General features: G+C 70.4%; 20 protein-coding genes. 15 read left to right on the top strand and 5 right to left on the bottom strand.

Annotation, left to right across the window (positions count from 1 at the left end; all coding sequences use genetic code 11):
* Positions 1-21 precede the first annotated feature (21 nt).
* Positions 22-1,362 (bottom strand): hypothetical protein, encoded by a 1,341-nt coding sequence (locus AB0E94_RS08780; RefSeq protein WP_360324110.1) that lies wholly within the window; start codon positions 1,360-1,362, stop codon positions 22-24.
* A 147-nt stretch (positions 1,363-1,509) separates the two neighbouring features.
* Between AB0E94_RS08780 and AB0E94_RS08775 the strand changes: the two genes are divergently transcribed.
* Positions 1,510-2,319: an ElyC/SanA/YdcF family protein gene (locus AB0E94_RS08775; RefSeq protein WP_360324108.1), complete on the top strand. Its 810-nt coding sequence runs from the start codon at positions 1,510-1,512 to the stop codon at positions 2,317-2,319.
* A 109-nt stretch (positions 2,320-2,428) separates the two neighbouring features.
* Positions 2,429-2,629: a hypothetical protein gene (locus AB0E94_RS08770; protein ID WP_360324106.1), complete on the top strand. Its 201-nt coding sequence runs from the start codon at positions 2,429-2,431 to the stop codon at positions 2,627-2,629.
* Between the two features lie 559 nt (positions 2,630-3,188).
* Here the strand turns inward: AB0E94_RS08770 and AB0E94_RS08765 are convergent.
* The gene (locus AB0E94_RS08765) at positions 3,189-5,060 is read right to left on the bottom strand and encodes a copper resistance protein CopC (RefSeq protein WP_360324104.1); all 1,872 of its coding nucleotides are present in this window, start codon (positions 5,058-5,060) and stop codon (positions 3,189-3,191) included.
* A complete protein-coding gene (locus AB0E94_RS08760; RefSeq protein WP_360324102.1) occupies positions 5,057-5,770 on the bottom strand; it encodes a YcnI family protein in 714 nt (237 codons plus the stop codon). The genes AB0E94_RS08765 and AB0E94_RS08760 overlap by 4 nt, the downstream gene beginning before the upstream one ends.
* Positions 5,771-5,913: 143 nt before the next feature.
* Between AB0E94_RS08760 and AB0E94_RS08755 the strand changes: the two genes are divergently transcribed.
* Positions 5,914-6,138, top strand: a complete 225-nt coding sequence (locus AB0E94_RS08755) for a tautomerase family protein (protein ID WP_317795950.1) — start codon at positions 5,914-5,916, stop codon at positions 6,136-6,138.
* 55 nt (positions 6,139-6,193) lie between these two features.
* On the opposite strand, the gene AB0E94_RS08750 is transcribed toward AB0E94_RS08755, so the two are convergent.
* Positions 6,194-7,018 carry an IclR family transcriptional regulator gene (locus AB0E94_RS08750; RefSeq protein ID WP_360324100.1) on the bottom strand — a complete coding sequence of 275 codons (825 nt, stop codon included), beginning with the start codon at positions 7,016-7,018 and terminating at the stop codon, positions 6,194-6,196.
* 168 nt (positions 7,019-7,186) lie between these two features.
* Here AB0E94_RS08750 and kduI point away from each other — a divergent pair, with 168 nt between their 5' ends.
* From kduI to AB0E94_RS08700, 10 genes are all read left to right on the top strand, one after another.
* Positions 7,187-7,966, top strand: a complete 780-nt coding sequence (kduI, locus tag AB0E94_RS08745) for a 5-dehydro-4-deoxy-D-glucuronate isomerase (RefSeq protein ID WP_360324098.1) — start codon at positions 7,187-7,189, stop codon at positions 7,964-7,966.
* Positions 7,963-8,721 (top strand): 2-dehydro-3-deoxy-D-gluconate 5-dehydrogenase KduD, encoded by a 759-nt coding sequence (gene kduD / locus AB0E94_RS08740; RefSeq protein WP_360324096.1) that lies wholly within the window; start codon positions 7,963-7,965, stop codon positions 8,719-8,721. The genes kduI and kduD overlap by 4 nt, the downstream gene beginning before the upstream one ends.
* A gap of 48 nt (positions 8,722-8,769) precedes the next feature.
* Positions 8,770-9,852: a sugar ABC transporter substrate-binding protein gene (locus AB0E94_RS08735; protein WP_360324094.1), complete on the top strand. Its 1,083-nt coding sequence runs from the start codon at positions 8,770-8,772 to the stop codon at positions 9,850-9,852.
* Positions 9,849-10,850: an ABC transporter permease gene (locus tag AB0E94_RS08730; protein ID WP_360324092.1), complete on the top strand. Its 1,002-nt coding sequence runs from the start codon at positions 9,849-9,851 to the stop codon at positions 10,848-10,850. Before AB0E94_RS08735 ends, AB0E94_RS08730 begins: the two co-directional genes overlap by 4 nt.
* Positions 10,847-12,364 carry a sugar ABC transporter ATP-binding protein gene (locus AB0E94_RS08725; protein ID WP_360324090.1) on the top strand — a complete coding sequence of 506 codons (1,518 nt, stop codon included), beginning with the start codon at positions 10,847-10,849 and terminating at the stop codon, positions 12,362-12,364. The genes AB0E94_RS08730 and AB0E94_RS08725 overlap by 4 nt, the downstream gene beginning before the upstream one ends.
* Positions 12,361-13,335: an ABC transporter permease gene (locus tag AB0E94_RS08720; RefSeq protein WP_360324088.1), complete on the top strand. Its 975-nt coding sequence runs from the start codon at positions 12,361-12,363 to the stop codon at positions 13,333-13,335. The genes AB0E94_RS08725 and AB0E94_RS08720 overlap by 4 nt, the downstream gene beginning before the upstream one ends.
* Positions 13,336-14,856 (top strand): aldehyde dehydrogenase family protein, encoded by a 1,521-nt coding sequence (locus tag AB0E94_RS08715; RefSeq protein WP_360324086.1) that lies wholly within the window; start codon positions 13,336-13,338, stop codon positions 14,854-14,856.
* Entirely contained in the window at positions 14,853-15,470 is a 618-nt protein-coding gene (gene eda, locus AB0E94_RS08710; RefSeq protein ID WP_360324084.1) for a bifunctional 4-hydroxy-2-oxoglutarate aldolase/2-dehydro-3-deoxy-phosphogluconate aldolase, read from the top strand. The genes AB0E94_RS08715 and eda overlap by 4 nt, the downstream gene beginning before the upstream one ends.
* Positions 15,467-16,564 carry a sugar kinase gene (locus AB0E94_RS08705; RefSeq protein ID WP_360324082.1) on the top strand — a complete coding sequence of 366 codons (1,098 nt, stop codon included), beginning with the start codon at positions 15,467-15,469 and terminating at the stop codon, positions 16,562-16,564. Before eda ends, AB0E94_RS08705 begins: the two co-directional genes overlap by 4 nt.
* Positions 16,565-16,802: 238 nt before the next feature.
* Entirely contained in the window at positions 16,803-21,008 is a 4,206-nt protein-coding gene (locus AB0E94_RS08700; protein ID WP_360324080.1) for a LamG-like jellyroll fold domain-containing protein, read from the top strand.
* A gap of 62 nt (positions 21,009-21,070) precedes the next feature.
* On the opposite strand, the gene AB0E94_RS08695 is transcribed toward AB0E94_RS08700, so the two are convergent.
* Complete coding sequence (locus tag AB0E94_RS08695; protein WP_360324078.1) at positions 21,071-21,856, bottom strand: SAM-dependent methyltransferase; 786 nt, start codon at positions 21,854-21,856, stop codon at positions 21,071-21,073.
* 131 nt (positions 21,857-21,987) lie between these two features.
* Between AB0E94_RS08695 and AB0E94_RS08690 the strand changes: the two genes are divergently transcribed.
* The gene (locus AB0E94_RS08690) at positions 21,988-22,395 is read left to right on the top strand and encodes a hypothetical protein (protein WP_360324076.1); all 408 of its coding nucleotides are present in this window, start codon (positions 21,988-21,990) and stop codon (positions 22,393-22,395) included.
* Positions 22,373-26,590 (top strand): caspase family protein, encoded by a 4,218-nt coding sequence (locus tag AB0E94_RS08685; RefSeq protein WP_360324074.1) that lies wholly within the window; start codon positions 22,373-22,375, stop codon positions 26,588-26,590. Before AB0E94_RS08690 ends, AB0E94_RS08685 begins: the two co-directional genes overlap by 23 nt.
* Positions 26,591-26,795: the final 205 nt, after the last annotated feature.

The raw sequence follows: 26,795 nt of genomic DNA, 5'->3' as shown, positions 1-26,795 counted from the left end.
CAGACCTGAGACGTTTGCGTCTCAGAAGGGCGGCGGGTCGTCAGGCGTACCGGTCCACAGTTGTTCGGTCGGCCGCGGTTCGTGCCGCTGCAGGAGGGTCACCGCCTCGCTGATCCTTCCGAGTTCGATGAGATGTGCCGCCGTGGTGCTTCTCAGGTCATGCGATTCGAGAATCTCGAGGGCCTCTTCGTGGCGACCGTCGCCGGACAGAAGTTCGGCGATGGCTCTCGCCGCGTACCACGTGTCGCCTTCGGGATGCCCTTCTGCGAGCTTGATGGCCTCCGCGCGGCGCCCGCACGCGACCATCAGCGGCAGCCGCAAACAGAAGAACTCCCATTCCTCTGCGCCATGACGCTCCTTCCGCGCGTCGAGGTAGGCCAGGGCGTCCTCGGGGCGCCCCAGGGCCGTGTAGTGCTCACAAAGCGTGTGGACGATGCAGTCGTCCGAACTGTAGGTGTCGGCCAGCGATCGCAGAATCTCCAGTGCCTCGTCACCTCGACCGTGACGGGTCAGAAGCTCCGCGAGCCGCACCTCGCCGCTGCCGTTTCGGCTCGTCGACCGCTGATACACGGCGATCGCGCCGTCCACGTCACCGCGCTCCCCCAGCAGGTCCGCGAGACGCTCGGCGGCGTGCCCGTGATACTCGTCGGCCGCGTACTCCCGTAGTTCCTCTATCCGGTCGTGCCGGGCCAGCAGGTCGGCGAGCTGGTCGCGGTTGTTGACCGAGGTGCTGCTCCGTGTGCGCAGAACCGCGATCGCCTCGTCGATGCGGCCCTGACGTTCCCGGATCTCGGCCAGCCGACCGACCAGCAACGGATCCGGCGCAGCGCATCGGCACGACGGACTGTCACAGCGACGCTCGATCACCTCGAGGCGGGCGGTGAGCAGCGCGGCGACGTCTTCGTCACGGCCCAGACCCGCGGAGACGGCAATCAGGGCGCCGGCCAGAAACCAGTCCTGCACATGTGGCGCCAGCAGGGCGAACGCCTCCGCGCTGCGGCCGTTCCGGGCGAGCATGCGCGCGACGCGGTCCAGTGCCAGCCGATCGCCGCCCTCTGCATACGGGCGGGCCAGAGCGATCGCCTCGTCGACCCGGCCCCAGCCCTCCAGCAGCTCCGCCGTGGTTGCGGCGGCCTCCCACCAGCCGGTCGCGAGGTACGGGGCGAGCACCTCCAGCGCCTCGGCCCGCCGCTCCTGACCGGCGAGCAGCCACGCCCACTCCCGCGCGCAGAACCACTCCCCGCGGCCGGCCTGCAGCCGCACCTCCTCGACGTACCCGAGCTCGATGATCCGGGAGACCAGCTCTGGCGGGATACATCCGGTCCGTGTCCGGGCACGGAAGTCGAGATCCTCGGCGTTCACCGGAGAACCCTAGCCCGTTGCCGGTCCGGCCGGTGATCTGCCGCAGGACCTCCTGGGTAGGGGCGGGCGGCGCGAGTTCGGCCGCGGCCGCACCCGGAAGCTTTGGCGAGCAACGGTCAAGATCGGGCGCGGGCTAACCTCGGATCCGTGATCGGAGCCGAGGTCATCGCCCATCTCAACGCCCTTGTCGGCTTCTGCGCTCAGCGTGATGTCGGCGAACTGACCCGCGACGCCGTCGACGAGGCGGCCGGCGGTGGCCTGGACGTCGCCATCCTCTTCGGCGGCAGCATCCTGGCCGGCGGTGACCTGTTCGCGAAGGCCATCGCCGACCGCGTCGCCGACCGGTTCATGATCGTCGGCGGTCAGGGGCACTCCACCGACGTGCTGCGCGCCGCGATGCGTGACCGGATGGGCTGGGACGACGTCGCCGACCTGACCGAGGCGGCCCTCTTCGACCGCTATCTCACCGAGCGGTACGGCGTCCGCGCCGACCTGCTCGAACACGAGTCCACGAACTGCGGCGACAACGTCCGTAACGCGCTTGCCCTGCTCGCCGCCGAGCGCGTCGCCCACCGTCGAATTCTGCTGATCCAGGACGCCTCGATGCAGCGGCGCATGGACGCCGGGTTCCGGCTGCTCGCCCCGGATGCCCGGATCGTGAACTTCGCCGCCCACCGGACGCCCGTCGAACTGATCGACGGTGAACCGGGTTTCTCCGCGCCGCCGGCCGGCATGTGGCCGGTGGACCGATACGTCTCGCTGCTGATGGGCGAGATTCCCCGGCTCACCGACGACAATGACGGCTACGGGCCGGCCGGCCGCGGCTTCATCGCCTACGTCGCCGTGCCCGCCGGGGTCAAGCGAGCCTACGAGTCACTGCGAAGCGCCGGAGCCGGGGCGCCGCGCCCAGCCGACCAGCGGTGGGCTGGTGCCGCCGGGCGACCAGCGGTGGGCTGACGCCGCCCGGCCGATCAGCGATGGGCCGGTGACGCCGGACGGCCAAGGTTGCGCGCGGTCTGACGGTGGCTGGAGGCGGCCTTGAGGTGCCGGGCCGATCGTTTCGGGCATGAACGCGAGCCACATCGAAGCCGCCCACACCGACCCGTCGCTGGTCCGGGCGATCCTGGACGGCGTGCTCATGCTGGGGCGGACCGCGGTGATCACGGTGGCCGGCATCGGCACGCTGATCGGTGTCGCCATGGTCATCGCGCTGATGCTGACAGCGGCCGTGGACATCCCGGGATACGACGCCGCGGCCGACTACTGACGGCCGGGCGGCGCTGTCCAGCGTTGTCCATTCCGAACCGGATCGATCCCGTTTGCGACCAGGATTCGGGACAGCCGGATGGCCCCGAAGGGTCACCGCTTCCAACAACGACAAAGCAGATCCCCATTGGGTACGGGTGGAAGTCCCGTCCCCACGAAGCGCGTCGTGATCGCCCATCCGGATCCGCAGATCAGCCTCCAGATGTCGGTTGCCCAGATCGCCTGGGTCGCTCACGGAGGCGACACCGAGCCGAGGTCGGAATGTCGTATTCGCGGGTTATCTGTCACCAGTCAGTCTTGTAGATCTTGCACATTTCTCCACCCTGACAGCGATCTTGCAGGGTTCTTCACGTCTGGGGGTGATTTGTCGTGCAAGGTCTACTGAGCTGGGGGGACCTTGCAGCTTTCTTCCCGTTGGGGTGTGGAAAGGGCTGCAAGATCGGCGCGAGGCTGAAAGTTCGTGCAAGATCGCGAACGGCGAACGGCGAACGGCGAACGGCGAACGGCGGGCGATTGGGTGTTTCCTGGACGCGGGAGACACCTGACGTGGATCCGCGACGTCAACTGATGTCGAAGTCCAGTTCGGCTACCGGGTTGGTGAACTCGGTGACCCGCAGGGACACCTGCATCCGCCAGGTGCCGGGCGCCGGGATCGTCACCTGTGCGGTGTAGAAGCCCGGTGACACCTGGGTCAGCGGGACGGCGCCGAGGGAGGCACGGTCGGAGCTCAGGCGTACGACAGGTGGCGCGACGCCCTCGGCCGGCTCGCCGGTCGCGGAGATCATCCGCAGGGTGATGGTGTTGGCGCCCCGGGTCAGGGGAGCGAGGCCGGCCTGTACCTGGATGTCGCCCAGGGTGGTGATGCGCGGGCCGCGGTCGGCTTCGGTCGCCGCCGCTGTCGATGCGGGACTTGCCTCGGGGCTGGTGTCGACGAGTGATCCGGTGACGAGCAGGGCGGCCAGCAGCAGTGCTCCCTCGATCGTGACGGCGCGGACGACCGGCCGGGTACGTTCCGGGCGTCGGGGCGCCTGCTGGATCCGGGGGAGTAGTGACCATCTGTTCCATGCCGCGATGGCGACGGCGACGAGGGCGATGGTGATCTTGGCGAGGAGCAGGCGTCCGTAGTCGGTGTTCACCAGGGCGCTCCACGATCCGAGAATCCGCCAGCCGAGCAGCGTGCCGGTGGCGACCAGGGCGGTGAGCACGATGGCGGCCGCGGTGGAGAATCTGGCGAGCGTTTCGGCCGCGGCGGCCCGGCCGGCGAGTCCTGGCAGGGTCAGCGCCAGGCCGGCCAGCCCGCCGAGCCAGACGCTGCCGGCGAGCAGATGCAGCACGTCGGCCGCGATGGCGAGGGCTTCCGGGTTCGCTGATCGGGTGTGCCCCGTCAGCGCGGGCGCCGCGGCAGCGATCAACGCGGCCACCACCGCGGCGATGCGTCGCCGTCCGGGCGGCTCGACCGGCAACGGCCGGTCAGCCATCGTTGCGGCGGCAGCCTTTTGCGGTCCGAGCCGGGCGCCCAGCGCCAGCCGATCAGCGGGTTTTGTGGCGGCGGGCTGTCGCTGCCCGAGCGCCCGGTCAGCCACCGTTGTGGCGGCGGCGGGCTGTTGCCGTCCGTGCAGGGCGTCCGGCGTCGACTTGTCAGCCAGCCTTTTGGCGGCAGGCTGTTGCCGTCCGTGCAGGGCGTTCGGCGTCGACTTGTCAGCCAGCCGTCCGAGTAGGGCGACCGCTGCCGCCAACCCGCCGGCGACTGTTGCGGCGACGATGTAGTCCGTCGGTGGCAGTGAGGACCAGGTGGTGGCCCGGGTCAGTAGGGTCGGCCCGCCGCCGAGCAGGTAGACCGCCATGATCGGCAGCGCGGCGATCCAGGCGCCGGCGGCGACGGCCGCGCTGACCCGCACCGCGACGAGAAGGCGGCTGGAGCCGCCGGACAGGAAGAAGGTGGCGAACACGACGAGCCCGGCGGCGAGGAGCAGGCCGGCGTAGCCGAGCCAGCGGAGCAGGGTCAATGCCCAGGGAACGTCCGGAACGGTGGTCGGCTCAGCGGCCGGGAGGGTGACGGCCGGACCGGTCGGGGCGCCGATCGAGAAGGAGAGCGCGCCACTGATGGGATGCCCGTCGTCGGAGACGACCCGCCAGGTCAGCACGGTCGTCCCGGTGCCCAGCGACCCGGCCGGGTCGACCGTTAGTTCGGCGCCGGTCACCGTCGTGCGAGCCTCGACGAGGTCGCCTCGGGCGTCGAAGATCTGCACCCCATCGGGTACGCCGCGGACGGTCTCGTCGAAGGTCAGCAGGATCCGGGTCGGCGCGGTGGCCAGCACCGCGCCCTGAGCCGGATCGCTGCGGACCAGGTCGGCGTGCGCACTGACCGGTTGGGCCGTGCCGAGCAGCAGGGCCACGAGCAGCAGTACGGTGGCGCCCAGTCGCCTGATCATGCCCGGCGGTGCTGCTGGAAGAGCGACACCGCGGCGAGCGCCGACCCGACCAGACCGGCCAGCAGAGCGGCGAGCGTGACGCCGTTGCTGGACGCCGGTGGTGCGGGTGCCGGCTGAGCTTCGGTGGCCACGTGGTGGAGCGTGCCCGCGGAGACGGCGAATCCCGGGGCGGGCCGTTCCAGCTCGTGGATGGTCTGCCCGTCCTGGGGGACCTCGATCCAGGCCGATTCGCCTGTCTCGCAGGTCTGGATGGTGGGGAACAGCAGGTCGGTCCCGGCGGTCTCGGGCAGCTGGACCGAGAGTTCGAGGACGTCGCGGTAGCCGTCCGGGAGCGGGGTGTCGGTGCGGTAGGTGACGGCGGTGACCCGTTCGGTGATCTGGTTGCCGTGCGAGTCCGTCACCGGCGGGTCGACCTTCTCGGTCCTCTTCGAGACCTGCCACAGCGGGTTGCGGGTGGGGGTGACGGAGGTGATCTGGGCCGGGATCTGGATGGTGATCCCGGTGGTCGGCGAATCCCCGCAGCCGTGCGCGACGCTGAACTGGAGGACGGCGTGGGCGCCGGCCACGGTCGTGGAGGACGTGACGGTGACGTGGGCGCCGGCCGGGGAGGCGAGCCCGACGGCGGTGACGGCCAGCGTGGCCGCGCCGATCCGGGCGATACGCCGCGGCCAGCGGCTCTTCCTACCGGGTTCGTCGTCATCGCGCCGCATGCCGCACATTGGAGCAACCTGCTGAACTCATGTCAAGGATGTGAACTGAAGGCGCACTCATTGCGGCATGCGTAATGGAAAGGTAGCCTCGGTTCACATAAGTGAACTGAGATCCTCAATGTGAGCGATAGGAGTTGGCCTACATGCCGAACATCACCGTCGAACTACTCGCCGGCCGGACCCTCGAGCAGCGCAAGGCGTTCGCCCGGGCGGTGGCCGACCAGGCCGTCGAGATCCTCGGCGCCCGCCGGCAGGACGTCCGCATGGTGTTCACCGAGATCACCGCGGATGACGTGGCCAACGGCGGCGTGCTGGCCAGCGAGGACGAGAGCCGGGCAGGTGTGGTGGCGGCGCTCAAGAAGGGCTAGTGGGAGAAAGCGCGATGGGGGCAAGCCGCCGACCGGCGGCTTGCCCCCATCGATGTCAGCGGACCAGGCGGTTGTCGCGCATCGCGGACAGCCGGGCCTTCACGCTCAGCAGCGTCTCGATGATCAGGTCCTCGCGGCCCTGGCTGAGTCGGCTGATCGGGACCGCGACGCTGATCGCGTCGATCGACCGGTGGGAGAACGGCAGTGCGACCCCGAAGCACCGCACGCCCAGGCAGGACTCCTCGCTCTCCTCCGCATACCCGAACTGGGCGGCCTTGTCGATTATCGCCAGCAGGGCGTCCCGGTCGGTGATCGTCTGCGAGGTGAACGCCTTGATCTCGTGCGGGACCAGGCTGCCGCGGTCACTCTCGGGCAGCTCGGCGAGCATCGCCCGGCCCAGTGCGGTGCTGTACGCGGGCAGCCGCCGGCCGACCGCTGAATACATCCGCAGCGGGTGCTTGGACTCGCGTTTCGCGGTGTAGATGATCTCGGCGCCTTCGAGCCGGCCGAGGTGCACGGTCTCCTCGGTGGCGGCGGCGATCTCGTCCATCACGGCCCGTGCACGGGACAGCACCGGGTCGCCGTCGAGATAGGCGGAGCTCACTGTCAGGGTGTGCACGCCGAGGCGGTAGATGCTGCCGGTCTGGTCGGTGTCGAGCCATCCGCGGGCGCACATGGTGCGCAACAGCGCGTGCAGGCTGCTTTTTGGGATGCCGAGGCGTTTGGCCAGCTGAAGCTGGGTGCCGGGGCCGTTGGCGGCTATGTCGTCGAGGACGTCGAGGACCCTGGCGGCAGACTTGACCTGCGACGTGGCGGAAGTGCCGCTGCTTGCCTTCTCCGGGTCCACCGAGACCTCCTGATCGGTTGTGGCACGTTTCATTGAGGTGCACAACCTTACACCACGGTTCACATAGGTGGACAAAATTCAGCCCCTTGACCTGTGATCGGCGCCATAGGTATGGTCGATCTCAGTTCACATAGCTGAACACGGTTCACGAACGAGGAGCGAGTTTTGATCGAGGTCAGGTATTCGGCATCGCCTCACGGCGTGGAGACGGCGACGAACGCAGATCTCCGGAAGGACTTCCTCGCCCAGGACCTGTTCCGCACCGGCGAGGTCCGCGGGGTCTACACCCACGACGACCGTCTGGTCGTCGGCGGAGCGGTGCCCGGCTCCGGCCGGCTCGAACTGCCGGCCTGGGAGGTGCTCGGCGCGCCGACCCACCTGGCCCGCCGTGAGCTCGGCATCGTCAACGTCGGCCGGCCCGGCCACGTGCTCGTCGACAACGAGAAGTTCGAGCTCCGCCACCTCGACGGCTTGTTCGTCGGCCGCGGCAGCGAAGTCGTGTTCGAAGGGCCCGACGCCGCGTTCTACTTCGTCTCCGCTCCGGCGCACGCGACGTACCCGGCGGTGCTGCTCAGCCACACGGCGGTCGAGCCGGTCAAGCTCGGCTCGCCGGAGGGCGCCAACGAACGCAGCCTGTACCGCTACGCCTGGGGCCAGGAGCTGCAGACCGCCGTCCTCCAGTTCGGCGTCACCGTGATCGCCGACGGCTCGGTGTGGAACACCTGCCCGCCGCACCTGCACGACCGGCGCACCGAGGTCTACCTCTACGTCGACCTCGACGAGAAGGACCGGGTCTTCCACTTCATGGGCCGCCCCGGCGCCGCCCGCCACCTGGTGATCGGCAACCGCGAGGCGGTCATCTCACCGCCGTGGTCGATCCACTCCGGCGTCGGCACCGGCTCCTACGCCTTCATCTGGGCCATGGGCGGCGAGAACAACGAGTACACCGACCTGAGCCCGGTGGCCCTGGAGGACCTGTGACCCGCTCGCCGTTCGACCTGAGCGGCCGCCGCGCCGTGGTGACCGGCGCCGGCCGCGGCCTGGGCCGGGCCATCGCCGTCGGTCTCGCCGAGGCCGGCGCCGACCTGATCCTGCTCGGCCGGGCCGCGAGCCAGAAGTCGACCCGCGACCAGGTGGCCGCCCTCGGCCGGGACGTCGAGATCGTCGACCTCGACGTCGCCGACCATGACGCCATCGCGCGGGCCGCCGACCACGTCAATCGCAATCACCAGGTGGACATCCTGGTCAACAACGCCGGGATCATCGACCGCCAGGACTCGGTCGAGGTGACCCGCAAGTCGTGGGACCGCGTGGTCGACGTCAACCTGAACGGGCTGTTCTTCCTGTGCCAGGAGTTCGGCCGCCCGATGACCCGGCGCGGGCACGGCAAGATCGTCAGCGTCGCCAGCCTGCTCTCCTTCCAGGGCGGCATCCGCGTCGCGTCGTACGCCGCCAGCAAGCACGGCGTCGCCGGCGTCACCAAGGCGCTGGCCAACGAGTGGGGCCCGCTCGGGGTGCAGGTCAACGCCATCGCCCCCGGTTACATCGCCACCGACAACACGACCGCACTGCGCGAGGACCCGGACCGGGCCCGCGCCATCCTCGAGCGCATCCCGGCCGGCCGCTGGGGAGACGCCACGGACATCGCCGGTGCGGCCGTCTTCCTGAGTTCCGCCGCAGCCGACTACGTCAACGGCCACGTCCTGGTCGTCGACGGCGGCTGGATGGCCCGCTGACCTTCCTCTCCGTTCCTTCCGTTCCCTCCGTTCCCGAGAAGAGAAATCATGAGAATCACCCCTCGTCCCGCCGCGATAGTCAGCCTCAGCCTGCTTGCCGCCGTCCTCACCGGCTGCAGCGAGGAATCCGGTGGGGGAACCGCCGCCGCCGGTTCGGAGGCCTGCCAGCCGTCCGAGGTCCGCCTGGTCGGCCAGGTCCGCAACGAGTCCAACCCGTACGAGGCCTCCTGGCTGACCGGCGGCGACACGTTCGCCCAGTCGGTCGGGCTCAAGCAGGAACGCCTCACCTACGACGGCGACTCCACCAAGCAGCAGGAGCAGATCAGCCAGATCCTCGCCGGCAACACCAAGTGCCTGGTGATGAACGTGCTCCCGAACGGCGACTCGGACACTGCGCCGATCGTCAAGGGCGCCGACCAGGCCGGGGCCTTCCTGGTCACCCAGTGGAACAAGCCGGCCGACCTGAAACCGGCCGACCACAAGACCTGGCTGAGCCACATCACCTACAACGGCGTCGAGTCGGGTCAGCAGATCGGCGACGCGCTGTCCACGGCGATCGGCGGGTCCGGCGGCATCATCGCGCTGCAGGGCGTGCTGGACACCGCGGCCGCCAAGGACCGGTTCGCCGGCCTCGAAGCGTCGCTGGCCAAGAACACCGGCGTGAAGCTGCTCGACCAGCAGGCCGCCAACTTCTCCCGGGCCGAGGCGCTCACCGTCACCAAGACGCTGCTCACCAAGCACGGCGACAACGTCAAGGGCATCTGGGCGGCCAACGACGACATGGCGCTGGGCGCGCTGGAGGCTCTCCAGCAGGCGGGCAAGGCCGGCAAGGTCGCGGTCGTCGGCATCGACGCCGTCCCGGACGCGGTCAGCGCCGTCCAGAAGGGCGACATGACCGCCACCGTCTCCAGCGACGGCACCTGGCAGGGCGGCATCGGCCTGGCGATCGGCTACTGCGTCGCCACCGGCAAGCTGAAGGTCGCCGACATCGCCCCGGCCAACCGGGCGTTCTTCGCCGAGCAGTTCCTCATCACCAAGGACAACGCCGCCGAGTTCGCGACGCCCAAGGCCGACCCGGCCGACTTCGAGTGCGGCAACGTCTTCAACCGCGTGGCCGGCCCCCTGACATGACCGTCGCCACCGAGGTCGCCGTAGCGCCTCGCCGTACTCCTCGGCGAGGCGCGTCGCTCCGGGACGCCGGCCCACCGCTCGCGCTGATCGTCATCTTCCTGATCTTCGCGGCTCTGAGCCCGCAGTTCCGCAGCGCCGACAACGTCCGGAACATCGTCGACGCGGCAGCGGTGCTCGCCGTCGTCACCTGCGGCATCACGTTCGTGCTGATGATGGGGTCGATCGACCTGTCCGCGGCCGGGGTGATGGGCGCCTCGGCCCTGACCGTGTCACTGCTGGTCGCCAACAACCGCAACGACAACGACTTCGGGCTGCTGGGCATCCTGATCGCCGTCCTGCTGGGCTGCGCGTTCGGCTGCCTGAGCGGCCTGGCCCTGGTCCTGCTGAAGGTGCCGTCGTTCATGGCCACGCTCGGGGTGTCGGCGATCGGGCTCGGCGTCGCGACGCTGATGTTCGCCGGCGTCCAGCCCAACATCACCGACGCCATGCTGGAGAGCTGGGCGATCGAACGATTCCTGGGCTTCTCCTATCTCACCTGGATCGCGGTCGCGTGCATCCTGATCGGATGGCTGATCCAGCGTTACACCCGCCTCGGCCGGTACGCCTACGCGATCGGCGGCGCCGAGGAGGTCCTCACCCTCTCCGGGGTGCGCGTCAAGCCGTACAAGATCGGGGTCTTCGCTCTGGCCGGCGCCTTCTACGGGCTGGGCGGGGTGATGGTGACCAGCCAGCTCGGCGCCGGTCTCGTGCAGGCCGGTGACGGGTACGACTTCTCGGCGATCACCGCCGCCGTGGTCGGCGGAACCCTGCTCACCGGCGGCCGCGGCGGTGTCCTGCACTCCGCCGTCGGTGTCCTGCTGGTCATGGTGCTCACCAACGGTCTGGTGCAGGTCGGTGTCAGTCCCTACTGGCAGGGCGGTGTCGAGGGCCTGATCGTCGTGGCCGCGGTGGCTGCCGCGGTCATCCCGCTGCGACGAAGGAACCAGGTGGTCAAATGAGTGTCCCGGCACTGGAGGTCCGTGGCCTCGTCAAGCACTACCCGGGGGTCAAGGCGCTCGACGGCGTCGACCTGGTGGTCCGTCAGCACGAGGTCCTGGGTCTGGCTGGCGAGAACGGCGCGGGCAAGTCCACGCTGCTCAAGGCGCTGGTCGGGCTGGTCACGCCGGATGCGGGGGAGATCTACGTGCGTGGGGAGGCGGTCCGGCTGCGCAGTGTCGTGGACGCCGCCGATCACGGGATCGGGATGGTCTTCCAGGAGCAGTCGCTGGTGCCCAACCTGACCGCGGCCGAGAACATCGTGCTGGGCAGCGAGGGACCGGCGGTCCGGCGCGGCATCTACCGCTGGGACGCGATGCGCCGGCTGGCCCAGGAGCAACTCGACAAGATCGGCTCGCACATCGATCCGCTGGCCCGTACCGACTCGTTGTCCTTCGCCGACCGGCAGATGGTCGAGATCGCGAAGGTGCTGCGCATCGAGGAACGCAGCCAGCACCCGCCGGTGATCATCCTGGACGAGCCGACGTCGGTCCTGGAGTCCAAGGAGATCGAGACGCTGTTCGCGCAGATCCGCCGGCTGCGCGAGTTCGCGTCGGTCGTCTTCGTCTCGCACCGCCTCGACGAGGTGCTCGACGTCTGCGACCGGGTGGCCGTGCTGCGCGGTGGCCAGTCGGTCGGCGAGGTCGCCACCGCCGGCGCGGTCCCGGGCGAGCTGCACCGGATGATGATCGGCTCGACCGGCTCCGACGACCACTACCACGAGAACGCCGCGGTTGCGGTCGCCTCGGAGCAGCCCCGGCTGTCGATCCGTGGCCTGTCCGGCAGCACGTTCCGCGACATCGACCTGGACGTGGCGGCCGGCGAGATCGTGGCGATCGTCGGTGTGCACGGCTCCGGCCGTGAGGACGTCTGCCGTGCGCTGTTCGGCGCCGAACCGACGACCGCCGGCGAGATCCGGATGGACGGTAAGAAGGTCGACCTGTCCAGCACCCGGGCCGCCTGCGCCGCCGGCATCGGCTACGTCCCGGCCGAACGCAAGATCGAGGGCATGGTCGGCCCGATGTCGGTGGCCGACAACATGACCCTGAGCAAACAGCAGGCCCGCTGCACCGGGCCGTTCGTGGCGCCCCGCAAACAGGCCGGCCTGGTCGACGGATGGATCAAGAGACTCTCCATTCGTACGCCCACCCGCGACACCGCCATCGGGAGGTTGTCCGGCGGCAACCAGCAGAAGGTGGTGCTGGCCCGCTGGCTGGTCGGCGGCGACATCCGCCTGCTGCTGCTCGACCACCCCACCCGTGGCCTGGACATCGGCGCCCGCTCGGAGGTGTACCGGCTGATGCGGGAACTGGCCGGAACCGGAGTCGCCACCGTGCTGCTGGCCGACAGCCTGGAGGAGGCGATCGGCATGGCCGACCGGATCCTGGTGATGACCGACGGGCGGGTCGCGACCGAGGTGGCCTGCCCCAACGGCGGCAAACCGAGCCCTCTGGACCTGGTGAAGGTGATGGTGTGAGCACCCCCGTGGCCACCCGGCCGGCCACCGTCTCCCGGCGAGCCGGGCGGTTCACCGGCTTCATGCCCCTGATCGCCCTGGTCGCGTTGACGGCCGCACTGACCGCGGTCGACCCGGACTTCCTGACCCAGCGGAGCCTGACCGCCGCCCTGCGGACCGCGGCGCCACTGATCGTGCTCGCTGCGGGGGCGACTCTGGTCGTACTCTGCGGCGGGATTGATCTTTCGATTGCGGCCCTGGCCTCACTGTCGACGGTTCTGCTGGCCCTGTGGCTGCCGGATCTCGGCGGGCTGGCCACGCCGGCGGTCATCCTGATCGCGGCGGCGATCGGCGCGGCCCAGGGCACGGCACACGTCCTGCTGCGGATACCGTCGTTCATCGTCACCCTGGGCGGGATGAGCATCCTGTCGGCGATCGCCCTGGTCGTCTCCGGCGCCGGCACGGTACGGGTCGTCGACGACTCCACGGTCAGCTGGCTCGACCTCTACATCGGCGGTTTCCTGCCGACCTCGGCCGCGATGGCGATCGTGCTGGTTGCCCTGATCGCGGTGGTGCTCAAGGTGACCCCGTTGCAGAGCTGGGTGTCGGCCACCGGGTATTCGGAGTCGGCGGCCCGGCTCGCCGGCACCCCGGTCGACCTGGTCAAGATCGGCGCGTTCTGCCTGTCCGGCGCCTGCGCCGGTTTCGCCGCGGTCATGCTGGTCTCACGCCAGTTCAGCGGCGGCCCCACGATGGCCGACAACCTGCTGCTGCCGGCGGTCGCGGCGATCGTCGTCGGCGGCACCGCGATCACCGGAGGTCACGGCAGCGTGTGGCGCAGCCTCGCCGGGGCGCTCGTGGTGACGCTGTTGCGGGTGGGCCTGCCGATCGTCGGGGTGCCGTCCGCCTACGAACAGATCCTTTACGGCGCGATCATCGTCGTCGCCGTCGCACTGACCCTCGACGGGTCGAAGGTTTCGACAATCAAGTAGTTGCTCCGACCACGGAAGGCCATCATGCCCTACGAGAACTCCGCTCTCCTGCCCGCCGTCCGTTCGTTCCTGTCCTCGCCCAAGGGGCTGCTCATCGACGGTGACTGGGTGGACGCGAAGGACGGCCGGACCTTCGCCACCGTCAATCCGTCGACCGAGGAGACGCTCGTCCAGGTGGCGCACGCGTCGTCGATCGACGTGGACCGCGCCGTCGTGGCGGCTCGCACCGCGTTCGAGCACGGGTCGCCCTGGTCGCGGATGACCCCGCGGGACCGGTCCCACCTGCTGTGGCGCATCGGCGACCTGATCGACGCCCACGCCGACGAGTTCGCCCAGCTGGAGGCCCTGGACAACGGCAAGCGGGTGTCGGCCGCCCGGGACGGTGACGTCGCTATCTCGGCCGAGCTGTTCCGCTACTTCGCGGGCTGGGCGACCAAGATGGAAGGCACGTCCATCCCGATGTCGGTGCCCGGACGCGAGTTCCACGCGTACACCCGCCGGGAGCCGGTCGGTGTGGTGGCCGGCATCGTGCCGTGGAACTTCCCGCTGCTGATGGCCTGCTTCAAGATCGTCCCGGCGATCACCGCGGGAAACACCGTCATCCTCAAGCCGGCCGAGCAGACCCCGCTGACCGCGCTGCGCCTCGGCGAGCTGCTGCTCGAGGCCGGTCTGCCCGCCGGTGTGGTGAACATCCTGCCCGGCTTCGGCGACACCGGCGCCGCCCTCGTCGACCACCACGGCGTCGACAAGGTCGCGTTCACCGGCAGCACCGAGGTCGGCAAGAAGATCGCCGCGGCGGCGTCCGGCAACCTCAAGAAGGTGTCGCTGGAGCTCGGCGGCAAGGCTCCCAACATCATCTTCAACGACGCCGACCTGGACGCCGCCATCGCCGGCGCGGTGCTGGGCGGCTACTTCAACGAGGGCCAGTGCTGCGTCAACGGCTCCCGGCTGTACGTGCAGCGCGGTGTCTTCGACCAGGTCGTCGAGGGGGTGGCGGCGGCCGCGCGGGCGATCACCGTGGGCGACGGGTTCGACCCGGCCTCGCAGATGGGCCCGCTGGTCTCCCAGGAGCAGCACGAGAAGGTGCTCGGTTACATCCGCGGGGCGGTACGCGACGGCGCGGTGCTGAACGCGGGCAGCGCCGACGCCGTCGGTGACCGTGGCTTCTTCGTGCAGCCGACGCTGATCACCGGGGTGACCGAGCAGATGGCGGTGCAGACCGACGAGATCTTCGGCCCGGTGGTCACCGCGGTGCCGTTCGACACCGAGGACGAGGTGGTCGCGGCGGCCAACAACACGGTGTACGGCCTGGCCGCCGGCGTCTGGTCGCAGAACATCGGCACCGCGCACCGGGTCGGCGCCCGGCTGCGGGCCGGCACCGTGTGGCTCAACACCTGGCACGCCGACGACGTCACCCTGCCCCGGGGCGGCTTCAAGCAGTCCGGCTGGGGCCGGGAGCTCGGTTCGTTCGGCCTGGACGACTACACCGAGCTCAAGACCGTCATCGCCGAGCTGCGATGAGCGCCGTCGACGTTCTCGGCGGGCACCGGGTGGTGCCGGTCGTGGTCCTCAACGATCCCGGGTCGGCCGACGGCCTCGGTGACGCGCTGGTGGCCGGCGGCCTGCCGATCGCCGAGGTCACGTTCCGCACGCGAGAGGCGGCGACCGTCCTCCGCCGTCTGGCCGCGCGCGGTGACCTGGTGGTGGGCGCCGGCACGGTGATCACCGCCGCGCAGGTCGACCTGGCGTACGAATCGGGTGCGAAGTTCGTGGTCTCGCCCGGTCTGAGCGCCACCGTCGTGCGGCGCTGCCAGGCGCTCGGCCTGCCGGTGATCCCCGGGGCGGTCACCGCCTCGGAGATCATCGCGGCGCTGGACCTCGGCCTGGACACCGTCAAGTTCTTCCCCGCCGAGGCCAGCGGCGGGCTGCCCACCGTGAAGGCGCTGTCCGCGGCCTTCCCGCAGGTCCGTTTCGTGCCGACCGGGGGAGTCAGCGCCGGGAACGCGCCGGCCTACCTCGCCCACCCGGCTGTCGCCGCGGTCGGCGGGAGCTGGATGGTGGCGCCGGACCTGCTGGCCGCCGGCAAATGGGACGAGGTCACCGCGAGGTGCGCCGGGTTGGGAGTGACATCGTGATCGACTTACGTCCCGTGTCCGAGTGCGAGTTCGACATCGTCGCGCTGGGCGAGGTGATGCTGCGGCTCGACCCCGGTGAGGGCCGGGTCCGTACCGCCCGCCGGTTCGACGTGTGGGAGGGCGGCGGCGAATACAACGTCGCCCGCGGCATGCGCAAGGTGTTCGGGTTACGGGCGGCGGTGGTGACCGCGTTCGCCGACAACGAGATCGGCCGCCTGGCCGAGAACCTGATCATGCAGGGTGGCGTCGACACCTCGCTGATCCGCTGGGAGAAGTACGACGGCATCGGCCGTACGGTCCGCAACGGGCTCAACTTCACCGAGCGCGGCTTCGGGGTGCGTGGCGCGGTCGGGGTCTCCGACCGGGCCCACACGGCGATCGCCGGGCTGCGGCCGGGCACGATCGACTGGGACGACCTGTTCGGCCGGCGCGGGGTCCGCTGGCTGCACACCGGCGGGATCTTCGCGGCCCTGTCGGAGAACTCGGCCGCGGTGGCCGGGGAGGCGATGGCCGCCGCCCGCAGGCACGGCACGGTGGTCTCCTTCGACCTCAACTACCGGCCGAGCCTGTGGTCCGGGATCGGCGGCACCGAGGTGGCGCGGGCGGTCAACACCGGGCTGGCCAGGCACGTCGACGTGATGATCGGCAACGAGGAGGACTTCACCGCGGCGCTCGGGTTCGACGTGGCGCACGTCGACGAGCGGCTGTCGGCGCTGCCGATCGACAGCTTCGCCGAGATGGTCGGCACCGTGGCGGGCAAGATGCCGTGGCTGAAGGTGGTGGCCACGACGCTGCGGACGGTGCACACCGCGAGTGACAACGACTGGCAGGCGATCGCCTGGTCACCGGAGACGGGTGTGCTGTCGTCGGTGGCGCGTGACCATCTCGGCATCCTCGACCGGGTCGGCGGCGGTGACGGGTTCGCGTCCGGGCTGATCTACGGGCTGCTCGAGGGCGAGGCGTTGCAGTCCTGTCTGGAGCTCGGGGCCGCGCACGGCGCGCTGGCGATGACGACACCGGGGGACACCTCGATGGCGACCCGTGAGGAGGTGTGGGCGCTCGCCGGTGGCGGCAGCGCCCGCGTGCGCCGCTGATTGTCAGGCGGGTCTGGCGGAGCGATCCGCCAGACCCGCCTTTGTCTGCACTGCGTTCACATATGAAGATGATTGAGAAATCCAGTCCATGTATGTAGATGCAGTTCTTGACGTTGTAACGCGGACGACATAGTTTCAGGCCCTCCAGTGCCAGTGACCGTCCTCACTGTCACGCCAGCCGAATTCCGAGGGACCTCGCATGAAAGTGCCCCGAAGATCTTTCCGCTCCCTTTTCGCCATGTTCACCGCGCTGATCCTGGTCACCGGGTCGATGTCACCGGTCCAGGCCGCGGCAGCCGTCGACGACGGCCGGCTCAACGTCCTGCTCTTCTACAAGCCCAACTTCCACGCCTCGAACGTCCAGGCCCGCCAGGCCGTCCGTGACCTGGCCGCCCAGCTCGGCACCCAGTACAACCAGCCGGTCGAGATCCAGGAGACCGACGACCCGGCGGTCTTCAACACCGCCAACCTCGCCGCCCGTGACACGGTCGTCTTCGCGCAGACCGGGGGCGTGCTGTTCAACGCCGCTCAGCGGTCGGCTCTGGAGGCGTACATCCGTGGGGGTGGCGGTTTCATGGGTCTGCATTACACCGGCTGGTCGGTCGGTGAGAGCGAACACGACGTCAACCCGTTCTACGCCCGGCTCGTCGGGGCCGTCTCCGAAGGCCACCCGGAGGACCCCGGTGTCCGGCCGGGCACCGTGAACGTCCGGGACAACGGGCACCCGCTCACCCAGGGCGTGCCGACCACCATCTCGCGCAGCGACGAATGGTACGACTGGGTCGTCAACCCGGCGCCCAACGTGCGGACCCTGATCGCCGCCGACGAGGCGTCCTACGGCGGCGGCCGGCAGGGCACCCTGCACCCGGTCACCTGGTGCCAGAAGATCGACTCCGGCCGGTCCTGGTACACCTCGATGGGCCACGAGGGCACCGCCTACTCCGAGGCCTACATGCGTGCCCAGATGAAGAACGGCCTGGCGTACGCCGCCGGGCTGCTCGCCGCCGACTGCTCCCCGCCGGTCAAGGACCAGGCCGGCGCCTGGAGCGGCGTCACGCCGTGGCCGCTGGTGCCGATCAACATGTCACTGACCTCCGACGGCAAGGTGCAGTCGTTCGGCAGCGTCGGCGGCTGGGGCGACGACACCACCCCCTACGACTGGACCGGCAACTCCTCGGTCACTCAGGGCGGCCAGATGGAGGTCGACATCTGGGACCCGGCCACACCTCGCAACCTCGCGAACCTGCGCGCCGGCATCCTGCCCAACACCACCTACACCGACCTGTTCTGCGCCATGCAGGTGCAGAACCCGCACGACCACTCCACCATGACCATCGGCGGCGACGACGGACTCGGCGGCAACAGCCCCAACGACGCGGCCATCGGCGTCACCGGCCACACCACCAACAACGGGCTGCAGAACAAGGCCCCGATGAACTACCCCCGCTGGTACCCGACCGGCACCACCATGCCCAACGGCGACATCGTCGTACAGGGCGGCAGCCTCCGCGGCGGGCCCGGCGGACCCGGCGTGCTCACCCCGGAGATCTACACCCCGCAGTCCGGCTCCGGCTGGAAGACCCTCGACGGCGCGCGCAGCCCCGCCGCGTACGGTGACGGCGGCGCCGACCATGCCGGCGCCGACGAGAACCGCTGGTGGTACCCGCGGGCGTTCGTCGCCCCGGGCAGCGGAACCCTGTTCAACATCACCGGCACCCAGATGTACGAGCTCAACCCGGCCGGCAACAACGGCACCGGCCAGATCGTCCTGCGCGGCACGCTGCCCAGCGGCATCGCCAACCAGGGCACGAACGGCAACCCGGTCGGCGCCACCTCCACCGCCACCATGTACCGCCCCGGCAAGATCCTGCAGGTCGGCGGCGGCTGGTGGGGCAACGGCGGCGGCCCCGACGGCGCCCGCGCCGGCTTCACCGTCGACATCACCGGCGGCACCGCCACACCCGTCATCACCGCCACCAAGCCGATGAAGTACCAGCGCCACTGGGCCACCTCGACCGTCCTGCCCGACGGCGACGTGCTCGTCACCGGCGGCGGCCGGGAGAACAACGGCAACGGCGGATACGTCACCAACGCCGAGATCTGGGACCCGGACACCGGCAACTGGAGCGAGGTCGCCGTCCCGTACGAGCACGCCCGGCTCTACCACTCCGCGGCCCTGCTCCTGCCCGACGGCCGGGTGATGATGGGCGGCGGCGGCACCCCCGGCCCGCGCAGCTACACCGACGTCGAGTACTACTCGCCGTCCTACCTGTTCAACGGCGACCAGCTCGCCCCGCGCCCGGTCATCAACACCGCCCCCGCGAAGATCGGCTACAACGGCGGCTTCGCGATCACCGCCACCGGCACGGTCTCCCGGGTCACCCTGGTGCGCCACGGGTCGGTGACGCACGGCTTCAACAACGACCAGAACTTCCAGGACCTGACGTTCACCCAGTCCGGCGGCACGGTCACCGTCAACGCCCCGGCCAACGGCACGTACGCGCCGCCCGGCTCGTACATGCTGTTCGTCTGGGACGCCTCCGGCACCCCGTCCGTCGCGAAGATCGTCAAGATCGACCCGGCGGTCAAGATGACCCAGCTCAACCCACGGGTCGTCGACCAGTTCGAGTACCCGCGGGTGCCGTCCGAGTGGCGCACCTCGAACCCGCCGGCCACCGTCGACGTCGCCGCCGCCGGCAACAGCCGGATGTCGCCGTGGACGGTCACCAGCCAGGTCCAGCTGGTCCGGGGCACCGTCTCCGGCCAGGGCGGTCTGGGGCTCACCGGTTACCAGCTCAGCCTGGGCGCGGCCGGCAACATCCAGCGCACGCTCAGTTCCCTCACTCCCGGTACCACCTACCGGGTCTCGCTGCGCTACGCACGGGACAGCCGGGTGAGCGGAACCGCCGCGGCGACCGGCGCCCTGTCGGTCGCGAACCTGAACGCGACCCTCACCGCAGCCACCACGTCACCGTCGACGGCGAACTACGCCACGTACTCCGGCACCTTCACGGCCGCGTCGAGCACCGCGACGCTCAGCCTGCGAGGCACCGCCGTCGGCTTGATGGTCGACGACCTGGTCGTCGTGGGTGACGACGCTCCACCGCCGCCGCCCACCTCCCTGACCCGCTACGAGTTCGAGGAGGGCACCGGCACCTCGGCCGCCAACACCGGCACCGCCGGCGGGCCGGGCGCCGCGACCCTGACCGGCACCACCGGCTGGAACGCCAACGGCGTCGTCGGCAAGGCGATCAACCTGCCCGGCGGCAGCACCGCCAACGCCGTCGACCTGCCGGACAACCTGCTCCAGAACGCGGCGAACTTCTCCACCGGATTCTGGGTACGCCCGGACACCAAGGCCAACTGGACCGGCCTTCTCAACATCGGCGACGGACTCGGCTCCGCCGGGAGCTACTTCCAGATCCAGATGCAGACCCAGGCGAACGGCAGCACCGGGCTCGCCGCCACCTTCAAGGCCAAGACCGGCCCGGAGGAACGGGTCTACGCCACCCCGGCACGGGACGTCACCGCCGGCCAGTGGAACCACGTGGCCTTCACCCGTCAGGGTTCGGTCGGGACGCTCTACCTCAACGGCGAGGCGATCGCGACCCGCTCCGACCTGACGATCGGGATGGCCCAGATCGGCACGACGGCCGACAACTGGCTGGGCCGCAACGGTTACCCGGACGCGGCGTTCGACGGCCTGATGGACGACGTACGCCTGTACACCTCCACCCTGAGCGGGGCCGACGTGGCCGCGCTCTACAACGAGGGTGTCTCGGTCCGTTACCTGTTCGACGAGAACACCGGCACCTCGGCCGGAAACTCGGGGGCGAAGGCGTCCATCGGCGCGGCCACCCTCCAGGGGACCACGTCGTGGGCCGCCGGCCGGTCCGGCAGCGCGGCGTCGCTGCCCGGCGGTGCCGCCGACTCGGGCAACCAGGTCCGGCTGCCGGACAACATGGAGGCCGGTCTGGACGAACAGTTCACCGTGTCCTTCTGGGCCCGTCCGGACGCCCTGCCGAGCTGGGTCCCGCTGTTGCAGATCGGCAGCAGCACGGACACGTTCTTCCTGCTCCAGTCGGCCACCAACGGCGGGACCACAGGTTTCGGCGCCACCTTCAAAGCACCCGGGGTGGCGGCGCAGGAGCGCCTGCTGCTCGGCGCCGGCCGGGACCTGCCGCTCAACACGTGGACCCACGTGGTGTTCACCATGAACGGCTCCACCGGAAAGATCTACTTCAACGGCGTCCAACAGGCCGTCCGGACCGACTTCCCGATCAACCTCGGTGACGTCGGTGTCGGCGGCAACACCACCGCCAACCTCCTCGGCGGTACGAGCTGGGGCGACGCCCGGTTCGACGGCCTGATCGACGACCTCCGGCTGTACGGCACCGAGCTCAGCGCCGAGCAGGTGTCCCAACTGCACGCGGGTCGCCGGTAACGGACGAGTTGAGGTATGCGGGCCCCGGGACACGAGTTCCGGGGCCCGCGCTCGTTGCGGCCTCAGGGCTTGCGGGCGACCGCCCCGTACGCGTCGAGCCATTCGGGTTTGCCTTGCGGCCGCCACTCGGTGATCTGGACCAGGCCCGGGTCCAGCAGGTCCAGGCCGTGGAAGAGGCCGCCGATCTCGTCCGGTGATCGCAGGATGTACGGCACACCGCCGTTCTGGGCGAGGCGTTCGGCGCCCTCGACCACGGCCGGAGTGGTGTTCGTGCCGTCCCACAGCACGAGGTGGCTGCCGGGCGGGGTCGCGGCCATGGTCCGGTCCACGATGGAGGCGACCTCCCCGAGGTCCGGCTCGTAACCCAGGACGCCCATGAACATGACGGCGACGGGCCGGTCGAAGTCGAGCACCTCACGGGCGGCGGCGAGGATCTTCTCCGGGTCGTGGTAGTCGGCGTGCACGTGGACGGTTCGCCCGTCCTGGGTGGAGTCGGCCATCAGGGCGCGGGCGTGCACGAGCACGAGGGGGTCGTTGTCGACATACACCACGCGGGTCTCCGGGGCGACCGCCTGCGCCACCTGATGGGTGTTCTGCATGGTCGGCAGACCGGTGCCGATGTCCAGGAACTGCCGGATCCCGGCCTCGGCGGCCAGATGGTGGACGGCCCGGATGAGGAACTGCCGTGACTGCTTCGCCATCAGCACGATCTCCGGATACACCTGCTCGACCGCATCACCGGCGGCCCGGTCGGCGGCGAAGTTGTCCTTACCGCCCATCCAGTAGTTCCAGATACGTGCCGCGTGCGGCACATCGGTCTGAAGTTCGGGTTCGTCCGTGAACGCCATGCGGCATGTTGTACGGCAGACACGACGGAAGTACAAGCATCGATGCGGAGCGTTCCGGCGTGTCTCTCCGGCTCTGCCGGTCACTCGCCGGGGTGATGCCGTTCGCCGCGGAGGCCCGGTCTAATGTCGGGATGCGGATTATCGTCGCGGCTGACGGCTGCCCCGGCGCCGGTGACGAGCTGCGGGACCTGCGCAGCTGGCTCGTCGCCGACGACGATCTCCTGGGCCGGGTGCACCCGGTCGAGGCCCCGGTGGCGCCCGGGCATCTCGGCCCGGTCATCGAGGCCCTGAGTGTCGTGCTCACCTCGGTCTCCGGCCCACTCGCCACCCTGATCATCGGCTGGCTGCGCCATCGGCGCAACGAGATCACCCTGACGTTCACCCGTCCGGACGGGACCAGCATCACCCTCGAGGCGTCCCGGTACCGCAATCTGACGCCTGACGAACTGGCCAAGCTCACCGAGGAACTCGTGCAACGGTTCGAGGACCTGGAACGCGGACCGGAAGACGGGCCGGATGGCCGACCTCGTCGGGGCTGACGTTCAGGCCCTGGTGGTCGGCACCGCCACACACCGGCCCGGATCGTCGCTTCCGGACGTTCCCGCGGCCGCCCGCTCCGCGATCGCGGTCCGTGACGTGCTGGTCGAGCGTTGCGGCGTGCCCGCCGACAACGCCACCGTCCTGATCGACCCGGAGTCGGCCGCCGAATTCCAGCAGGCGATCCTCGACGCGGCCGGGCGGGCCACATCGACCCTGCTCATCTGGTACATCGGCCACGGCGTGCTCACCTCGGAGAAGGAGCTGTACCTGGCCACCCGGGCCACGGTCAGCGGTGAGGCGCCGAACCTGCCCCACCATGCGCTGCGGCTCGCCGACGTGGCCCACGACCTGCGTGAGTCGCCGGTCAACGTGATCCTCGTGCTCGACTGCTGCTTCGCCAACCGGGCGGCCCCGGTCACCCGGCGTGGCGTGCTGCTGGCTTCCGCCGACCGCAACGAGCACGCCCTGGTCGAGGCGGACGCCGAGTACACCGTGATGACCGGGGCCGTTCTCGGCCTGCTGCGCGACGGCGACCCCAGCTGCCCCCGCCGGCTGACCCTCCGGGTGGTCCACGAGCATCTGGCCCGCCGGATGAGCCGCCGCCGGCAGCCGGTCCCGCAGTTGCAGAGCCGCAACCAGCTCGGTGACCTGGTCCTCGCCGACAACCCCGCCTACCGGAGCGTCGAGGCGGACCCGGTGCCCGACCTGCCACACGGTTTCGACGACGACCGTTCGCCGTTCCTCGGCCTGGAGTCGTACACCGAACAGGACGCGGACGTCTTCTTCGGACGGGAGAAACTGGTCGACGCTCTCGTCGCCCGGATGGGCCGCGCGGCCGAGTCCGGTGGGCTGTGCGTCACCATCGGGCCGTCCGGCAGCGGCAAGTCGTCGGTCGTGCACGCGGGGCTGATCCCGGCGCTGCGCAAGGGCGCGCTGCCCGGCAGCTCGAACTGGGCGTACGCCTCGATGACGCCGGGCGCCGACCCGATCCGTGCCCTGTCCGCGGCGCTCGGGGGTGCCGGCGCCGAACAGCGGCAGGTGCTCGTGGTGGACCAGTTCGAGGAACTGTTCACCCAGGGCGCGACGGTCGAGACGCAACGGGCGTTCGTCGCCGCGCTCGACCGGGCCGCCACCGGCACCCCACCGGTCATGGTCATGATCTGCGTGCGGTCCGACTTCCACGGGCCGTGCACGCAGCTGCCGGTGCTCGAAGCAGCGCTGGCCCACGACCAGATCGTGGTCGGGCCGATGACGACCGCCGGGCTGCGGGCCGCCATCGAGCGGCCGGCCGAACTGCACAATCTGGCCCTGCAGGACGGGCTGCCCGGGCTGCTGCTGCGTGACGTGGGGGCGGACCCGCACGACGACGACGCGGTGGTGCACGACGCGGGAATCCTGCCGTACCTCTCGTACGCCATGCTTCAGACCTGGCGGGAACGCAGCAACCGGGTGCTCACCGCGGCCGGATATGCCGCCACCGGCGGCGTGGCCGGCGCCATCAGCCAGGCCGCCGACGACCTCTACGACCGGCTCGACCCGGCCGCGCAGCGGGCCGTGCACCTGCTGATGCTCCGGATGACCGACGGCCCGCCCGAGACCGCGACCCGGCGGCCGCTGCCGCTCGCGGACGCCCACAAGGCCGGGCGGGACCCGGCCGCGGCGAAGCGGGCACTCGACGCGCTCACCGAGGCCCGGCTGATCTCCGTCGACGACAAGCAGGTCCGGATCGTGCACGAGGCGCTGATCCGCTCCTGGAAACAGATGGGCGAGTGGCTGCGGGCCGACGGGACGGCGACCCGGCGGTCGATCGAGGAGGCGGCGGCCGCCTGGCGCGCCGGCAACCGCGATCCGTCGCTGCTGTTCCGCGGCCGCCGGCTCCAGGACGCCCGGACCTGGTCCGGCCTGCACGAGGACGACCTCGACGCGGACATGCACGACTTCCTGCGCGCCGGTGACCGGCAGGAGAGCCGGGCCGTCCGTACCCGCCGCGCCGCCTTCGTCGTTTTGGCGATCTTGACCTTGCTCGCGGTGACCGGAGCGGTGGTCGCCACCCAGCAGCGGGCCGAGGCGCTGCGGCAACGTGACGAGGCGGTGACCAACGAGATCGCCGCCCAGGCCGACCGGCTGCGCGGGCTCGACGTCTCCCTCGCCGCCCAGCTCGACCTGGTCGTGCACCACCGGCGACCGGACGAGGCGACCCGGTCGCGGCTGATCAACGCCGAGAACGCGGTGCTGGCGCAACCGCTGCGCGGCCATACCCGGACCATCTGGTCCACCGCCTTCCAGCCCGGCGGGCACCTGCTGGTCACCGGCAGCGCCGACCACACCGTCCGGCTCTGGGACACCACCGATCCGGACCGGCCGGTCCGGATCGGCGAGCCACTCACGCACAGCGACCAGGTTCGATCGGTGCGGTTCAACGCGGCCGGGACGGTCCTGGCCACGGCGACGATCAATGGCCGGGTACGGCTGTGGAACGTCACCGATCCGGCGGACGTCCGCCCGTACACGCCTGAACTGACCGTCTCGTCCCGGGCGATCTGGAGTGTCGGGTTCAGCCCGGACGGCCAGGTGCTGGCCGCGGGTGGAGCCGACCCGGCGCTGCGGCTGTGGAACGTCGCCGACCCGGCCAAGCCCGTCCGGGTCGGAACCGACCACGTCACCGGGAGCGCGATCGAGGCGATCGCCTTCCAACCGGGCGGCAGCCTGCTCGCCACCGGGGGACGGGACGGGCCGATCCAGCTCTGGGACATGTCCGACCCGCGACGGGCCGCCCGGATCGGCGCGCCACTGGCCGGGCACACCCAGGAGATCACCGCGCTGGCCTTCACCCCTAGTCGCCAGGTGCTGGCCAGCAGTTCCTTCGACGGCACCGTTCGACTGTGGAACGTGACCGACCCGTCCGCCGCCCAGCAGATCGAGACGCCGCTGGCCGGGCCGGTCAGCGGCTACGGCGGGATGGCGTTCGACAGCACCGGTAACCGGCTCGCCGCCGTCGGGCTGGACGGCCGGATCTCGCTGTGGAACACCATCCACACCGGGAGCCCGTACCCGCTGGTCTCGCCCGTTCCGGCCAGCCGTGGCGGCACCGGCTGGACGGCTGCGTTCAGCCCGGACGGCGCGCACCTGGTGACCGCCGGCGACGACGGCGTCGCGTATCTGTGGCGGTTCCCGCCCAGCATGCTGGCCAGCGCGAACGACGACTCGGACGGGGTGCTGCTCGCGGACCGCCGGCGGCTCCTGATGAGCGGCAACGATGCCCGGATCCGGACCTGGGACCTGTCCGGCCCGGGTGCTCCGCGCCGCGCGGAGACGATCACCACGGGCCAGACCGGAGTCCTGGTGATGGGGGTGAGCTCCGACGGCCGGCTGCTCGCCTCCGGCAGCACGTCCGGCGGAATCGAACTGACCGACATCAGCCGGCTCGACCACCCGGTTCGGCTCGGCGCCGTCACGAAGGCGCACGACACGCCGATGCGGACGGTGGCGTTCCATCCGGGTGGGAAGGTCCTGGTCACCTCGGGAGTCCGCGGGGACATCCGGCTCTGGGACGTCAGCGACCCGCGCCGTCCGCGCCCGATCGGATCCCCACTGGCGGAGGTCGTCACGAACGCCGCCTTCAGCCCGGACGGACGTCTGCTCGTCGCCGGCGACACCCGGCGAATGTGGGCGTGGGACGTCAGCGATCCGGCACGCCCGCGACCGAAGGAGACCGGCCCGAGCCGGATGACGTCCGGCTTCTACGCGGTCACGGTCAGCCCGGACTCGAAGCTGATCGCCGCGACCGGGTTCGACAAGTCGATCGAGCTGTGGGACGCGCGGACCCTGACGCCGCTCGGCCGGCCCCTGACCGGGCACAGCACCGTGCCGACGACCGCGACGTTCAGCCCGGACGGCCGGACCCTGGCCACCGCGGCCGAGGACCACACGATCCGGCTGTGGGACGTCAGCGACCCGGCGGCCGGGCGCCCGATCGGCGAGCCACTGACCGGGCACTCCCGCTACATCGACCGGCTGCTGTTCAGCCCGGACGGGACGTCGCTGGTGAGTGTCGCCGACGCGTACGCCCGGGTGTGGGATCTGGATCCCCGGTCCGGCGCCGACCGGATCTGCCGCAGCACCCGCGGCGTCCTGACCCCGGAACTCTGGCGCACCCTGTTCCCCGACGTCCCCTTCGACGACCCCTGCGCCTAGAACTCCCAGCGTTGCCGGTCGGCCCAGACCGCCAGCCGTCGCTGAGCGCGGTAAAACCGCCGGTATTCCAGCGCTCAGCGACGGCTCACGGTCTCAGCCGTCGCTGAGCGCGGTAAAGGCAGGCGTTTTCCAGTGTTGGGCGACGGCCGGCGGACCGTGCCCGCCGGAAGCTCTCCTGCTGTTGGCGGCCTTTGGCGCGATATGT

This window comes from Actinoplanes sp. NPDC026670, from assembly GCF_040638175.1.
Taxonomy (GTDB): domain Bacteria; phylum Actinomycetota; class Actinomycetes; order Mycobacteriales; family Micromonosporaceae; genus Actinoplanes.
This window is presented reverse-complemented; position numbering and strand designations above follow the sequence as displayed.